General features: G+C 58.3%; 14 protein-coding genes. 12 read left to right on the top strand and 2 right to left on the bottom strand.

The window, feature by feature from the left end:
* The first annotated feature begins 2 nt into the window (after positions 1 to 2).
* The 4 genes from DFR26_RS07990 to DFR26_RS07975 all read left to right on the top strand — a co-directional run bounded on the left by DFR26_RS07990 (position 3) and on the right by DFR26_RS07975 (position 3,709).
* Complete coding sequence (locus DFR26_RS07990) at positions 3 to 1,070, top strand: phosphotransferase family protein (protein ID WP_116208435.1); 1,068 nt, start codon at positions 3 to 5, stop codon at positions 1,068 to 1,070.
* A gap of 1 nt (position 1,071) precedes the next feature.
* Positions 1,072 to 1,764 carry a histidine phosphatase family protein gene (locus DFR26_RS07985; protein ID WP_116208434.1) on the top strand — a complete coding sequence of 231 codons (693 nt, stop codon included), beginning with the start codon at positions 1,072 to 1,074 and terminating at the stop codon, positions 1,762 to 1,764.
* Between the two features lie 16 nt (positions 1,765 to 1,780).
* Positions 1,781 to 2,524, top strand: coding sequence for an SDR family oxidoreductase (locus DFR26_RS07980; protein ID WP_116208582.1), 744 nt, complete (start codon positions 1,781 to 1,783; stop codon positions 2,522 to 2,524).
* Positions 2,525 to 2,605: 81 nt separating this feature from the next.
* Positions 2,606 to 3,709 (top strand): SMP-30/gluconolactonase/LRE family protein, encoded by a 1,104-nt coding sequence (locus DFR26_RS07975; protein ID WP_116208433.1) that lies wholly within the window; start codon positions 2,606 to 2,608, stop codon positions 3,707 to 3,709.
* 301 nt (positions 3,710 to 4,010) lie between these two features.
* Here DFR26_RS07975 and uvrB read toward each other — a convergent pair whose 3' ends face one another.
* Positions 4,011 to 6,080 (bottom strand): excinuclease ABC subunit UvrB, encoded by a 2,070-nt coding sequence (gene uvrB, locus DFR26_RS07970; protein WP_116208432.1) that lies wholly within the window; start codon positions 6,078 to 6,080, stop codon positions 4,011 to 4,013.
* Between the two features lie 95 nt (positions 6,081 to 6,175).
* Here uvrB and msrB point away from each other — a divergent pair, with 95 nt between their 5' ends.
* Positions 6,176 to 6,712, top strand: coding sequence for a peptide-methionine (R)-S-oxide reductase MsrB (msrB, locus tag DFR26_RS07965; protein ID WP_116208431.1), 537 nt, complete (start codon positions 6,176 to 6,178; stop codon positions 6,710 to 6,712).
* Between the two features lie 5 nt (positions 6,713 to 6,717).
* Positions 6,718 to 7,338: a peptide-methionine (S)-S-oxide reductase MsrA gene (gene msrA / locus DFR26_RS07960; RefSeq protein ID WP_116208430.1), complete on the top strand. Its 621-nt coding sequence runs from the start codon at positions 6,718 to 6,720 to the stop codon at positions 7,336 to 7,338.
* A gap of 4 nt (positions 7,339 to 7,342) precedes the next feature.
* Here the strand turns inward: msrA and mtnP are convergent, their stop codons facing one another.
* Entirely contained in the window at positions 7,343 to 8,215 is an 873-nt protein-coding gene (mtnP, locus tag DFR26_RS07955; RefSeq protein WP_116208429.1) for an S-methyl-5'-thioadenosine phosphorylase, read from the bottom strand.
* Positions 8,216 to 8,405: 190 nt separating this feature from the next.
* On the opposite strand from mtnP, the gene arsS reads away from it, so the two are divergent.
* The 6 genes from arsS to DFR26_RS07925 are packed head-to-tail and all read left to right on the top strand — an operon-like array spanning position 8,406 to position 14,736.
* On the top strand, positions 8,406 to 9,365 hold the full coding sequence (gene arsS, locus DFR26_RS07950) for an arsenosugar biosynthesis radical SAM (seleno)protein ArsS (RefSeq protein WP_116208428.1): 960 nt from the start codon (positions 8,406 to 8,408) through the stop codon (positions 9,363 to 9,365).
* Between the two features lie 44 nt (positions 9,366 to 9,409).
* On the top strand, positions 9,410 to 11,551 hold the full coding sequence (locus tag DFR26_RS07945) for an FAD-dependent oxidoreductase (protein ID WP_116208427.1): 2,142 nt from the start codon (positions 9,410 to 9,412) through the stop codon (positions 11,549 to 11,551).
* Positions 11,551 to 12,276 carry a TIGR04283 family arsenosugar biosynthesis glycosyltransferase gene (locus DFR26_RS07940; RefSeq protein ID WP_116208426.1) on the top strand — a complete coding sequence of 242 codons (726 nt, stop codon included), beginning with the start codon at positions 11,551 to 11,553 and terminating at the stop codon, positions 12,274 to 12,276. Before DFR26_RS07945 ends, DFR26_RS07940 begins: the two co-directional genes overlap by 1 nt.
* A complete protein-coding gene (locus DFR26_RS07935) occupies positions 12,273 to 12,893 on the top strand; it encodes a TIGR04282 family arsenosugar biosynthesis glycosyltransferase (RefSeq protein ID WP_116208425.1) in 621 nt (206 codons plus the stop codon). Before DFR26_RS07940 ends, DFR26_RS07935 begins: the two co-directional genes overlap by 4 nt.
* Positions 12,894 to 12,908: 15 nt before the next feature.
* Positions 12,909 to 13,649 carry a DUF3047 domain-containing protein gene (locus DFR26_RS07930; protein ID WP_220375739.1) on the top strand — a complete coding sequence of 247 codons (741 nt, stop codon included), beginning with the start codon at positions 12,909 to 12,911 and terminating at the stop codon, positions 13,647 to 13,649.
* A gap of 19 nt (positions 13,650 to 13,668) precedes the next feature.
* The gene (locus DFR26_RS07925; protein WP_116208424.1) at positions 13,669 to 14,736 is read left to right on the top strand and encodes a methyltransferase domain-containing protein; all 1,068 of its coding nucleotides are present in this window, start codon (positions 13,669 to 13,671) and stop codon (positions 14,734 to 14,736) included.
* Positions 14,737 to 14,780: the final 44 nt, after the last annotated feature.

Genomic DNA, 14,780 nt, shown 5'->3' with positions numbered 1-14,780 from the left:
CCATGGCATTGATTGATACCGGCGGCGCTGTGCGCGCTGGCGAAGATTTAGACACCGCCGCCATCGATGCGTGGCTACGCGGTCATTTGAGCGATTTAAGCGAGGGCCTGCCCGAGGTCACGCAATACAGCGGTGGCGCCTCAAATTGGACCTATCGGCTGAAATACGCCAATTACGATCTGATTGTGCGGCGCCCACCGGCCGGCACTAAAGCCAAATCGGCGCATGATATGGTCCGCGAATATACCGTGCAGGCCGCGCTCGCTGAGGCCTATCCGGTAGTCGCCAACATGGTCGCGCTGTGCCAAGACGCCAGTGTCATTGGCTGCGATTTTTACGTCATGCACCGCATCGAAGGCATTATTCCGCGCGCGAATTTGCCGAAAGAACTGAGCTTGAGCCGCGAACAGGTCCGCGAACTTTGCACCAACACCCTCGACCAACTCATCGCTCTGCATCAGGTCGATTATCGCGCCGTGGGCTTGGAAAAGCTTGGCAAAGGCGATGGCTATTGCAAGCGTCAAGTCGATGGCTGGTGCGACCGCTACGAAAAAGCCCAGACCTGGAATGTGCCGCGCTACACAGGCATTCGCGCGTGGCTGAAAAAACACACGCCCGCCGATGTCAAAACCTGCATCGTGCACAATGACTGGCGCTTCGATAATGTCGTGCTCGACCCCGCGAAGCCAACTCGGGTCATCGGTGTTCTAGATTGGGAAATGGCCACGCTCGGCGACCCGCTGATGGAACTGGGCAATGTGCTGGCCTATTGGATCGAGCCGACAGATGGCGGCATTTTGCGTAAAACGCGGCGCCAACCCACGCACCTCGATGGCATGCTCACACGCCGCGAAGTCGTGGATTATTATCAGGCGAAAACCGGCATTGCCATTGAGCATTGGGCGTTTTATGAAGTCTTTGGCCTGTTTCGTGTGGCGGCAATTTTGCAGCAGATTTACTACCGCTATTACCACAAACAAACCGACAACCCTGCCTTCAAACGCTTTTGGCTGGTGAACTGGGCGATCTGGCAGCGCTGCCGCCAAGTCATTAAAGCGGATGGTCGCTAAGATGCCGGCACTGACCTTAATTCGCCATGGCCAAGCCTCCTTTGGCGCCGCCAATTACGACCAACTCTCCGCCCTTGGCTACCAACAAGGCACGCGCCTCGGCGAGGCCTTTGCTGAGCGCGGCGAATCGCCCACGCGGGTGTTTATTGGCGGCATGTTGCGGCACAAACAAACCGCTGAGGCCTGCCTGCAGGCCGCCGGCATCCAAGCTGAGCTAGTCGTGCACGCGGGCTTTAACGAGTTTAACCATGAGCAAGTGCTGGAGCGTTTCGAGCCGCGCTTTGCCGACCGCGCCGAGTTCGCCAAACTGCTCGCCAGCTTCGATAACCCGCATCAGGGCTTTGCCAGTTTGTTTCGCGCGGCCCTCATGCGCTGGGTCGATGGCCATCACAACAGTGACTACGACGAGTCCTGGCGCGACTTTCAAGCCCGCTGCAATGCGGCCGTGAGCGACACCTTTGATTATTTAGGCGATGGCGAAAGTGCTTGGGTATTTACCTCAGGCGGCTGTATTTCGGTGGTCGCCCAAGCATTGCTTGAGCTCAGCGACGCCACCGCGCTGAAGGTCAATTGGACGCTGGCCAATGGTGGCCTCACACAGCTCAGCCAGGGCCGGCTCGCGCGTCAGCTCATCAGCCTCAATGAACATGGCCACTATGCCGGCCGCCACCGCGCGCTACTCACCTACCGCTAACTTCTGGATATTTGCTATGCGTAAAACCATCTTAATTACCGGTGCCAGCTCCGGTATCGGCGCCGGCATGGCCCGCGAATTTGCTGCACAAGGCGCCAATCTCGCACTCTGTGCCCGCCGCGTCGAACGCCTCGAGTCCTTGCGCGATGAACTCATGCAAGCCCATGGCGTAAACGTCAGCATCCGCGCGCTCGATGTCACCGACTACGCGCAGGTCTTTGAGGTGTTCGAGGCCTTTGCCGCCGAGTTCGGCAGCCTCGATCGCATCATCATCAACGCCGGCATTGGCAATGGCCGGCGCATTGGCAAAGGCCATTTTGAGATCAACCGCGCCACGGCTGAGACCAACTTCATTGCCGCGTTGGCGCAATGCGAGGCCGCCGTCGGCATCTTCCGCCGTCAAAACGCCGGTCATTTGGTGACGATCTCCTCCATGAGCGCGCGTCGTGGCCTGCCCAAGCACCTGACCACCTACGCCGCCAGCAAGGCCGGCCTCGCGCATTTGAGCGAAGGCATACGCGCCGAGTTGCTCGATACGCCGATCAAAGTCACCACGGTATTTCCCGGTTATATTCGCACCGAGCTCAATGAAGGTGCCGGCAAGCTGCCGTTTGAGGTGAGCGCCGAGGTCGGTGCGCGTGCCTTGGTGCAGGCCATTAATCGCGAGCCGGGTAGCTGCTCGGTGCCGAGTTGGCCGTGGGCCGCCATGGGCTTGCTCATGCAGCATTTACCCTTGCGCTGGGTCAGCAAACTGAGCTAAAACCACTAACGGCGGCGTAACATCGCCGCCGCATAATAATAAAAACACCGTGGCAGCCCCGCGGGCCACAAGGACTATTCTATGAGCGCTCGCCCCTTTTTACTGGCTGTGCCGGTTGTCATTATTGGCTGGCTCACGCTCGCCCCCACCGCGGTAGAGCCGGTGAGCTGGCAGCCGCCAGAGGCGCCCTCGCAAAAAACCGGCAAATTCAAAGCCAATGATGACCTGCGCGATATCCAGCGCATTGGCGACCTTGACCTACACGGCCCCGAAGCGCTCATTCGCGACGACGAAGGCTTTCTCATTACTGGCCTGCACGATGGCCGCGTGGTACGCACCAGCCTCGATGGCAGCGCCCTGAAAGTGCTCGGCAACACCGGCGGACGCCCACTCGGCCTAGCCCGTCACCCCGATGGCCGCTTAATCATTGCCGATGCTCTGCGCGGATTGATTGCCCTCAACACCGACGGCAGCATCAGTGAACTGAGCAAATCCTCAGACAACCTCGCCTTCAAATTTGTCGATGATGTGGTAATTGATGAAGCCGGCCGCTACGCCTATTTCAGTGACGCTTCAAGCCGCTGGGGCTATGGCGACGATGGCGCCGCCATCATGGAGCACGGTGGCGATGGCCGCCTACTGCGCTACGACTTCGACACCGGCGAGACCATCACGCTGATGGCCGGCCTTGAGTTTGCCAATGGCGTCGCGCTCGGCCCCAATGAAAACTATGTGTTGGTCAATGAAACCGGCGCCTACCGCATCACGCGCGTGCATTTGCGCGGTGAAAATGCCGGCAGCCACGACGTCTTTATCGACAACCTACCCGGCCTGCCGGACAACTTAAGCTTCAATGGCAGCGACCGCTTTTGGGTGGCGCTCTACACACCGCGCAACCCCTTGCTCGATGCCTTCGCGGATTATCCCTATGTGCGCAAAATGATTGTGCGCGCCATGAAAATCTTGCCAGCACCCATTGCCCATCGCGCCATGATCATCGGCCTCGATACCCAAGGCGATGTTACCGCCAATCTGCAAAACAGCAGCTCCGATAGCTACGCACCAATCACCACCGTGCGCGAATACGACGGCTGGTTGTATTTGGGCTCACTCAAGCAAAATAGTTTGGCACGTTGGTCGCTGGCGAACTTGCCGGCGTCTGCAAAAGCCGCTAGCGCGAAGTAGAAATCAACGACTTATCGACTGTTTTCCCCTGCCCGCAGGTTATCCCCAATTGCTGTGGATAACTTTGTGGGCAAGTCCGAGGATAACCAGCCAAATCCCCACAGCAAGCGGCCTCTGATCGTTTGACGATTTTTTCAACGAATACTTATTGGCAAATAAAATCAATCACTTAGATCGTTTGAGCAGATTTTCAACGACTTACACAGCGTTCGCTCAGCAAATGCACTAAAGAGGGGATGACATGTGCACAACATTCGTGCATTGGCCCGTCTAAACGCTTAAAAATGCAGCAAAAAAGGCCTCACCCTGCCACGAGCAACTGTGATCGTAGCTGAGCGATCTGATCGCGCAGACGACCAGCCTCCTCAAACTCCAAGTTTCGTGCACTCGCCAACATGGCTTTCTCAAGCAGCGTAATTTCGCCGGCAATGGCCTTTGGATCGCGCAAATTCACCAAGCTGCCCGGACGTTCACCGCCACGTTTGCCGCGTTTGCCACCGCCATTGGCTGCGGCCGCACCAGCATAGGTCTCCAAAATATCGCTCACCGGTCGCATCACGCCTTTCGGCACAATGCCATGCTCGAGGTTAAACGCCAGCTGCTTATCACGCCGGCGCTCAGTCTCCGATATCGCCCGCTGCATGGAGCCGGTGATGCGATCGGCATACAAAATCGCCTTACCGTTTAAATGCCGCGCCGCGCGCCCGATGGTTTGAATCAAGGCGCGCTCAGAGCGCAAAAAGCCTTCTTTATCGGCATCCAAAATCGCCACCAATGACACCTCGGGCATATCCAAACCCTCGCGCAGCAAGTTAATGCCGACCAGCGCATCAAACACGCCCAAGCGCAGGTCGCGGATAATCTCCACGCGCTCCACGGTGTCGATATCGGAATGCAAGTAGCGCACCTTCACGCCATGCTCGTTGAGGTATTCGCTTAAATCCTCCGACATGCGCTTGGTCAGCGTGGTCACCAGCACGCGCTCATTGACCGCTACGCGCGCATGAATTTGCGAGAGCAGATCGTCGACTTGCGTAGTCGCCGGGCGAATCTCGACTTCGGGGTCGACCAAGCCCGTGGGTCGCACCACTTGCTCAACCACGGCCTCGGCTTTTTCGGCCTCATAAGGCCCGGGCGTGGCGGAAACAAAAATCGTTTGTGGCGAAATACGCTCGAACTCAGCGAACTTCATCGGACGATTGTCCATGGCCGATGGCAGGCGAAAGCCATAGGTGACGAGATTGTCTTTGCGCGAGCGATCGCCGTTATACATGCCGCCAATTTGCGGCACAGTCACGTGCGATTCGTCGATAAATAGCAGCGCCTCAGGCGGCACATAATCAAACAAAGTGGGCGGCGCAGATCCTGGCTCACGACCCGATAAATAGCGCGAGTAATTCTCAATACCCTGGCAGTAACCGAGCTGCTGCAGCATCTCTAAATCAAATTTGGTGCGCTGTTCAATGCGCTGCGCTTCGAGCAATTTGTCATTGGCGCGATAAAATTCAACGCGCTCTTTGAGCTCCAGCTGCACCGACTCAATGGCCCCAATGATGCGCTCTTGCGGCGTCACATAATGCGTTTTCGGGTAAATCGTTACGCGCGCCACCCGCTGACGCGACTCGCCGGTGAGCGGATCAAACCAATAAATCGATTCCACTTCTTCGTCGAAAAGCTCAACACGCACCGCCTGCGCATCGGACTCGGCCGGATAAATGTCGATGATGTCGCCGCGCACACGGTAGCAGCCGCGATAAAACTCGATGTCATTGCGCGTGTATTGCAACTCTGCCAAACGCCGCAATAGACCGCGCTGATCAATACGATCGCCGCGGGCAATATGCAGCAGCATTTTCATATACGACTCAGGGTCACCGAGGCCATAAATCGCCGACACCGTGGCGACAATAATGGCGTCGCGGCGCTCAAGCAGCGCGCGCGTCGCCGACAATCGCATCTGCTCGATGTGCTCGTTAATCGCGGCATCTTTCTCAATAAAGGTATCTGACGCCGGCACATAGGCCTCGGGCTGGTAGTAGTCGTAATAACTGACGAAGTACTCGACGGCGTTATTCGGGAAAAATTCTTTGAACTCACCGTAGAGCTGCGCCGCCAAGGTTTTATTGGGCGCCATGATGATGGCCGGGCGCTGCATCTGCGCAATGACATTGGCCATGGCGAAGGTTTTGCCCGAGCCAGTGACCCCCAGCAGGGTCAGATGGCTGAGGCCATCGTGCAGGCCTTCCACTAAGCCGGCGATGGCCGTGGGCTGATCACCGGCCGGCTGATACCGCGAGACCAGCTGAAATTCGCCCTCGGGCGTAGGCCGCTGAGCTGTCGTGGGCGTTGAGGTAGATTCAGCATGTGACATAGTCAGCGTCTCCATTTAGCCCACTAGTGTAACGCCGACCGCCCTCAGCGTGTCTAAAACACAGACAGCACAGATGCCCAACTCAGGAGTGACTCATGAACCGTCGCGATGCATTGAAAACAACCTTCTTAGGCAGCGCCGTTGTCGCCGCCGGTGTATGGCTAGGCAAACCCTTGGCCCATGCCGCCGGCTTATTTCATGACGACAGCAAAGCGCTCGGCCGCTTGGCAAAACCGGCAAGCTTTTGGCGCGGCAAAGTCAGCGATAAAGCCTGGGCAGTTCTGTTTGAAGAAAATACCGAGCGGCCCGGCTCAAGCCCATTAAACGATAACAAAGCCGCCGGCACCTATGTCTGCGCCGCGTGTTATCAACCTATTTTTAAGAGTGCCGACAAGTTCAATAGCGGCACGGGCTGGCCGAGCTTTTTTGATGTGCTGCCAGCATCGATCGGCACCAAAGAAGATCGCAGCTTATTTATGTTGCGCACGGAATATCACTGCAGTCGCTGTGGCGGTCATCAAGGCCATGTCTTTGAGGATGGCCCAGCGCCCACCGGCCTGCGCTATTGCAACAATGGCCTAGCGCTGAAATTTATCGACGCGGGCAGCGCATTGCCGACTTTACGAGGGTAGTTCAGATGACATCATGGAAAAAATATCCGCTGGCCTTAGCCGCCAGCGTTGCCTTTATGCTCAGTGCCCAAGCTGAATCGCCCGCTAAAGCACCTACCACAGCAACAGCCATTTTCGCCGGTGGGTGTTTTTGGTGCAGCGAGGCCGACTATGAAAAGCTCAAGGGCGTTAGTGAAGTGGTCTCAGGCTATATTGGTGGCACCACGAAAAACCCCACCTATGAGCAAATCTCCAGCGGCGACACGGGGCACTATGAGGCGGTAGAAGTATTTTATGACCCTGCCGTAGTGAGCTATAACGCATTGGTGAGCTATTTCTGGTCGCATCACAACTACCTCGATGGCGGTGGCCAATTCTGTGACCGTGGCTCGCAATACGCGCCCGCTATTTTCCCGCAAGGCGCCGAGCAAATGGCTATTGCGCGGAAAAATCTCGCGGCCTTTCAGCAGCGCGTGACAGGCAAAATTGCCACCAAAATCATCCCGGCCACGACCTTCTACACCGCCGAGGCCTACCATCAGGATTATTACAAAACCAATCCGCTACGCTACCAGTACTACCGCCTCTCCTGCGGCCGTGATAGCCGCATTGAAGCGCTAAAGGCTAAGCTGAAGCCGGCAAATTAGCCGCTTACAGCCGACGCGCAATAAGTGCAGCAAGGCGCTCGCGTACCTCGGGCGCCATGTCGGCCGGCGAGGTAATCAGCCCGGCATCCAATGCGGTGTGCGCCGCTGACTCAGGCCAACGTGCCGCCAATAAGGTAATGGCCTTGGCCACCACCGCCTGCGCTTGCTCAGCATTGCGCATCAAATTCATGATCGCCATATTGGCGTTTACGTGCGCTTCTTTCGGATGCCAGCAGTCGTAATCAGTGACCAGCGCCAGCGTGGCATAGGCCATCTCGGCCTCACGCGCCAAGCGCGCTTCCGGCATATTGGTCATGCCGATGATGTCGGCGGACATGGAACGATACCAATGTGACTCGGCCTGCGTGGAAAACTGCGGCCCCTCAATGCAGACATACGTGGCGCCCACATGCAGCGCCACATCGGCCGGTTTCACCGTCTGCACAGCCTCCGCCAACACGCTCTGCAAGGCCAAACAGACCGGCTCTGCCAGCGACACATGGGCAATGGCGCCTTGGCCGAAAAAGCTCTGCGCGCGCTGCTTGGTCAGATCAATGAACTGACTCGGCAAGACCATATCGAGCGGCTTTAAGTGTTCCTGCAACGAGCCCACCGCCGACACCGCGATGACATATTCCACACCCAGTGATTTCAGCGCATAGATATTGGCGCGATAAGGCACTTCGCTGGGCAAAAACTTATGGCCGCGGCCATGGCGCGTGAGAAACGCCACCGGCACACCGCTGAGCTCGCCGGTGACAATGACATCGGAGGGCATGCCAAACGGCGTGTCCACCACGTGCTCTTGCACTTGTTCAATGGCGGCTATCTGGTACAAACCGCTGCCACCAATGACACCTATACGTGGCTGAGCCATGACGTCTTCCTTATGCGATAAAAACAGCCTGCACTTGTACCACGCCAGTGCCGCCGCAGACGAGGCCGGTCTAGCTACCGTTTGTCTGCGAAATAAACAGTGCGCGTGATTGTGTCTGTAACAGCTAGGCCTTAGCGTGCGTCTATGCTTTAGTAGCTCAGAGCTCGCACCCATAATTACAGGAGCCCCCATGCTCGCCACCTTGCCACTACTCGAAGCCACCGACTTTCCGGCCATCCGCCGCGGCACGCTCGACACCCTGCAAGTCAATCTCGGCTATAAATGCAATCAGCGCTGCCTGCATTGCCACGTTAATGCCGGCCCCACGCGAACGGAAATGATGAGCGATGAGCTGTGCGATTTGATCCCCGAAATTCTCACGCGCCATCAGATTAAACAGCTCGACATCACCGGTGGAGCGCCCGAGATGCACCCGCGCTTTCGTGATGTGGTGCGCGCTGCCCACGCCCTCGGCGTGCAGGTCATCGATCGCTGCAACTTAACCATTTTAGATGAGCCCGGCCACGAAAATACCGCCGCATTTTTAGCCGAGCATGGCGTCATGGTCGTGGCCTCCATGCCCTGCTACAGCGCCGACAATGTCGATAAACAACGCGGTGATGGCGTCTTCGATAAAAGCATCAAAGGCCTGCAAGAACTCAATGCCCTTGGTTACGGCGTGGATGGCTCTGGCCTCACCCTCAACTTGGTCTACAACCCGCAAGGCGCGAGCTTACCGCCCAATCAGCAAAGCCTAGAGGCCGACTACAAACGCGAGCTATTGGCGCACTTTGGTATCGTCTTTAACCAGCTCTTTACGGTCGCCAACATGCCCATTCAGCGCTTTGGCAGCACCCTGATTTCCAAAGGCCAATTTCACGACTACATGGATCTGCTTAAAGCCAACTATGCCAGCGCCAACCTCAAGGAAGTCATGTGTCGCAGCACCATCAGTGTGGATTACGAAGGCTCGCTCTATGACTGCGATTTCAACCAGCAGCTCGGTCTGCGCTTACCTGGCGAGGGCACGCCCAATTTGCGCGACTTATTACACGCCGACTTCACCAACAACCCCATCCACATCGCCGATCATTGCTATGGCTGCACCGCTGGCCAAGGCAGTAGCTGCGGCGGCGCCTTAAACGATTAGCGCCCATCGGCGTTAATTGATCACCCGTTCCCGAGTAGTTCCTTATGAAAAAATGGCTGATTGCCACCGCCTTTATCGCGGTCATTGTTGGGCTCCAACAGTCCGGCATTTTGCATGTACTCAGCCTCGATGGCCTGCGCGAAAGCCAAGCGCGCTGGGCAAGCTGGCAAGCAGAGCAACCGCTGGTGTTTGCGGGTGGATTTTTTGCGATATACGTCGCCGCCACGGCCTTATCGCTGCCCGGCGCGGCGATTTTAACGCTCGCTGCCGGCGCGCTGTTTGGTCTGGTACAAGGCACCATTTTAGTGTCGTTTGCCTCCACGCTCGGGGCGACCTTGGCGTTTTTGCTCTCGCGCTATTTATTTCGCGATAGCGTCCAAGAAAAGTTTAGCGCGCGCTTAAAACCCATCAATGACGGCATCGCCCGCGATGGCGCACTGTATTTATTCACACTGCGTTTGGCGCCGGTATTTCCGTTTTTCCTCGTCAATTTGCTCATGGGCCTCACCCCGATTCGCGTCTGGACCTACGCTTGGGTCAGTCAGCTTGGCATGCTGGCCGGCACCGTGGTTTATGTGAATGCCGGCACGCAACTCGCCCAGCTCGACTCGCTGCAAGGCATTGTCTCGCCGACCATGCTCACCTCCTTTGCGCTACTGGCGGTGTTTCCGTTTATCGCCAAGGCCATCACACGCTGGCTGCAGCGCCGCAAAGTCTATGCGCGCTGGCAAAAACCGACTCGCTTCGATCGCAATTTAATTGTCATCGGTGCTGGCGCAGCGGGCTTGGTGAGTGCCTATATCGCCGCCGCCGTGAAGGCGAAGGTCACGCTCATTGAGGCGCATAAAATGGGCGGCGATTGCCTGAACTACGGCTGCGTGCCTAGCAAGGCCATCATCCGCAGCGCCAAGCTTGCCAAGCAAATGCGCCACGGCGAAGACTATGGCCTCGAGTCGCAGACCGCGCGCTTTAGTTTTCGCGCCGTGATGGCCCGTGTGCATGCCGTCATCGCCGCCGTGGAGCCACACGACAGCATCGAGCGCTACACCAATTTAGGCGTCGATGTGCGCGTCGGTCATGCTCAGCTCATTGACCCATGGACTGCTGAAATCACTGGCCCCGATGGCAGCAAAGAGCGCTTGAGCGCGCGCAGTATTATCATTGCCGCCGGTGCGGCGCCGTTTGTGCCACCGCTGCCGGGCTTGGCCGATGTCTGCGTCACCAGCGATACGCTATGGGCAAAATTTGCCGAGCTCGACCGCGTGCCCGAGCGCTTGGTGGTGCTCGGCGGCGGGCCCATTGGCTGTGAACTCGCGCAAAGTTTTGCCCGCCTCGGCGCACAGGTCACGCAAGTGGAAATGGGCGATCGGCTATTGGCCCGCGAAGACACCGATGTCTCCGCCTATGCCCTGCAAAGTCTGGTGCACGATGGCGTGCAAGTGCTCACCCAACACAAAGCCCTGCGCGTGGAAGGCCACGAACTCGTGGTCGAGTTTCAAGGCGCTGAACGGCGCATTGGCTTCGATGAAATCATCTGTGCCGTTGGCCGCGCACCGCGCTTAACGGGCTATGGCCTGGAGACTTTGGGCATCCCCACCGCGCGCACAGTCAGCACCAATGACTATTTAGAGACGCTCTACCCTAATATCTATGCCGCTGGCGATGTTGCTGGGCCGTACCAGTTCACCCACACCGCTGCGCATCAGGCCTGGTATGCCGCGGTCAATGCGCTATTTGGCCGCTTCAAGCGCTTCAAGGTCGATTACCGCGTGATTCCTTGGACCACGTTTATTGACCCGGAAGTGGCGCGTGTCGGCCTCAATGAGCAAGAGGCCGCTGAGCAGGGCATTGCCGTGGAGGTCACGCGTTATGGCATCGATGATCTCGATCGCGCCATCGCCGATAGCGCCGCCCACGGCTTTGTCAAAGTGCTCACCGTGCCGGGCAAAGACAAGATTTTGGGGGTGACCATTGTCGGTGAGCACGCCGGCGATTTGCTCGCCGAGTACGTGCTGGCCATGAAGCATGGCCTGGGCTTGAATAAAATTCTCGGCACCATCCACACCTATCCAACCTGGGCGGAAGCCAACAAATACGCGGCCGGCGAATGGAAACGCGCGCACGCCCCGCAAGGCCTGTTGCGCCTGGTGGCGCATTATCATCGCTGGATGCGAGGTGGCGATTGATGAGCGAGCGCACTGCACTGTCGATCATCGTGCCGGTGCGCAATGAGCACGCGGATATCACCGAGATCATCGCTCGACTGCAGCATCTGCGCGAGCTAGGTGCGGAGCTGATTATAGTCGATGGCCAGAGCCATGACGGCACGCCCGAGCCACTCAAGGCAGCCGGCTTTCAGGTGTTCAGTAGTCGTGCTGGCCGGGGTCATCAACTCGCACTCGGTGCGCAAGCGGCCACGCATGACAACCTGCTCATGCTGCACGCCGACAGCCTATTGCCCAACGATGCGCTAACGCTAATCAACCGAAGTTTAGCCACTGGCAGCGCCTGCTGGGGTCGTTTCGATGTACACATTGCTGGCACCCTGCGCGGGCTGGGCATGGTCGCCGCCTTCATGAATTGGCGCTCACGCCTGACCGGCATCGCCACCGGCGATCAGGCGCTGTTTATGACCCGTGCCGCGCTCGCGGCGGCCGGCGGTGTGCCCGAACAAGTACTGATGGAAGATGTGGAATTGAGCCGACGCCTCAAACGCTTGAGCGCGCCAATCTGCCTACGCCAACGCGTCACCACCTCGGGGCGGCGCTGGCAGCGCGACGGCCTGTGGAACACGATTTGGCTGATGTGGACGCTGCGCTGGCGCTACTGGCGCGGTGAGTCTGCCGAGGCCATTGCGCAGGCGTATTATCCATCCTCGGGGAAGTCACAACCATCAACGGTCAAACCATGAATACAGCGCTCATCATCTTCGCCAAAGCCCCACAACCCGGGCTATGCAAAACCCGCCTAAACCCGGCTCTAGGCGCTAAAGGCGCTGCCGATTTAGCCGCGCGCATGCTCGCCAGCACTCTAGCGTTTGCTAGTGAGGCCGGCTTTGCCTCCGTGGTCCTACGCATGGCGCCCGACCCTACTAATGGCGCTTGGCAAGACGTGAGCATCCCCGCCGGCACGCAGTGCTTAGCACAAGGCGATGGCGACTTGGGCGCGCGTATGCAACGCGCCGCAGAAGCCGCGTTGCTCGACCACGACGCGGTGCTCTTGGTCGGCACCGACTGCGTGGAGCTCGACGCCGACTGGCTGCGCGCCGCTGCCGCCGCACTCGCCGACCACGATGCCGTGCTGCACCCGAGCGACGATGGCGGCTACACCTTGCTCGGCCTGCGCCGCAGCCACGACTCGTTATTTAGCGAGATGCCCTGGAGCACCGAGCAGGTCGCCGCGCTGACCCGCGAGCGCCTCGACGCCTTAGGCTGGCGCTACGCTGTGCTCAGCATCAGCCACGATATCGACACGCCCGATGACCTGATTTATCTCCCCGACCATTGGCCTTTGCCAATGATCGGCTAACGCGAGCCTTACACAATGCCTATTGCCAAACACTCAGCCGCCCTCTTAGCCATCAGCCTCATGGCGCCTGTGGCCCACGCTGATGCCATTGCACTCAGCGCTTTCGCTGAGCCCGCCGACAGCGTGCCAGCGCCATGGCAACGCGTGGTCGTCAGCGACAAGCTCACGCCCACGGCGTATCGCGTCAGCCGCATCGATGGCATCACCGGCATCGAGGCCAGCGCCGACAATTCCATGGCGCTGATGGGCCGCGAAATCACCGTGGACCTCACCAAAACGCCCGTGCTGTGCTGGCGTTGGCGCATCGATGCGCCCTTGAAAAACGCCGACATGGCGAAAAAATCCGGCGATGATTACGCCGCTCGCGTCTATGTGGCGCTGCGCATCCCGCCGGAAAACATGAGCTTTGTCACGCGCGCCAAACTCAAGCTCGGCCGCACTATTTTCGGCGACCACGTGCCCGACGGCGCGCTCAATTATGTTTGGGATAACCGCTACCCCGTAGGCACTTCCAAGCCTAATGCCTACACCGATCTGACGCGCATGATTGTGGTCAATTCAGGCGCCGCTAAAGCCGGTCAATGGGTGACTGTGCGCCGCGATTTAAGCGCCGATATTGCGCAGTATTTCCCCGATCAGGACGCCAAGCCGGTGCTACTGGCCGTGGCCTCCGACACCGACAATACCGGCGAAAAAGCCCATGCGTATTTTGCCGACTTCCGCCTGACCTCACGTACTGACCAGTGCAAAAACTAATGCTAACCGGAGCCTTTTTATGAGCAGCGAAAATCAAGCCACCCTCGATGTCGTGCAGGACTATTACGGCCGCCAACTGCAATCGAGCGCCGATCTGAAAACCACCGCCTGCTGCGATTTCTCCAGCATGCCGGGCTGGCTGAAGCCTCTGCTCAGCAATATCCATCCAGAAGTACTCGCGCGTTACTACGGCTGCGGCCTGGTCTGCCCACCGCTACTCGAAGGCTGCCGCGTGTTGGATTTGGGCAGCGGCACTGGCCGCGATGTCTATGCGCTGGCGCAGCTCGTTGGCGCCAGCGGCGAGGTCATTGGTGTCGATATGACCGATGAGCAATTGGCGGTGGCAGAGGATCATCGCGACTGGCATGCCGAGCAATTTGGCTTCAACAATGTGCGCTTCATTAAGGGCTATATTGAAAAGCTCGATGAGCTCGGCCTCGAAGACGCCAGCTTCGATGTCATCGTCTCCAATTGCGTGATCAATCTCTCGCCCGACAAAGACGCCGTGCTGCGCGAAATCCAACGCCTGCTAAAGCCCGGCGGCGAATTTTATTTTAGCGATGTCTATGCCGATCGCCGTGTGCCCGACGCCGTGCGCGCCGATCCAGTGATTTATGGCGAATGCCTCGGCGGCGCCTTGTACTGGAATGACTTCGTGAATCTGGCCAAGCGTCACGGCTTTGCCGACCCGCGACTCGTCGAAGACCGACCCTTAGCGATCACCGATCCGGCCATTGCCGCCGTGACTGGCGCGCTACGCTTCTACTCGGCCACCTATCGCCTCTTTAAGCTTGATGATTTAGAGCCGGCCTGCGAAGACTATGGCCAAGCGGTGATTTATCGCGGCACAGTAGCCGACTGCCCGCATGCCTTTGTGCTCGATAAACATCATCTGATGGAGACCGGCAAAGTCTTCCCAGTCTGCGGCAATACCTGGTTTATGTTGCAGGACACACGCTTTCGCGAGCATTTCGAGTTCATCGGCAATTTCAACACGCACTATGGCCTGTTTACCGACTGCGGCGGCACGGTGCCATTTGATGCCGGCACCGCGAGCGGTGAATCAGCGCCGGCGAGTTGCTGCTAAACCGGCGCGCCTGATGTAGGCCAGCCTTAATGCACATAACAGGA

This window comes from Paraperlucidibaca baekdonensis (assembly GCF_003387535.1).
GTDB lineage: Bacteria > Pseudomonadota > Gammaproteobacteria > Pseudomonadales > Moraxellaceae > Perlucidibaca > Perlucidibaca baekdonensis.
This window is presented reverse-complemented; position numbering and strand designations above follow the sequence as displayed.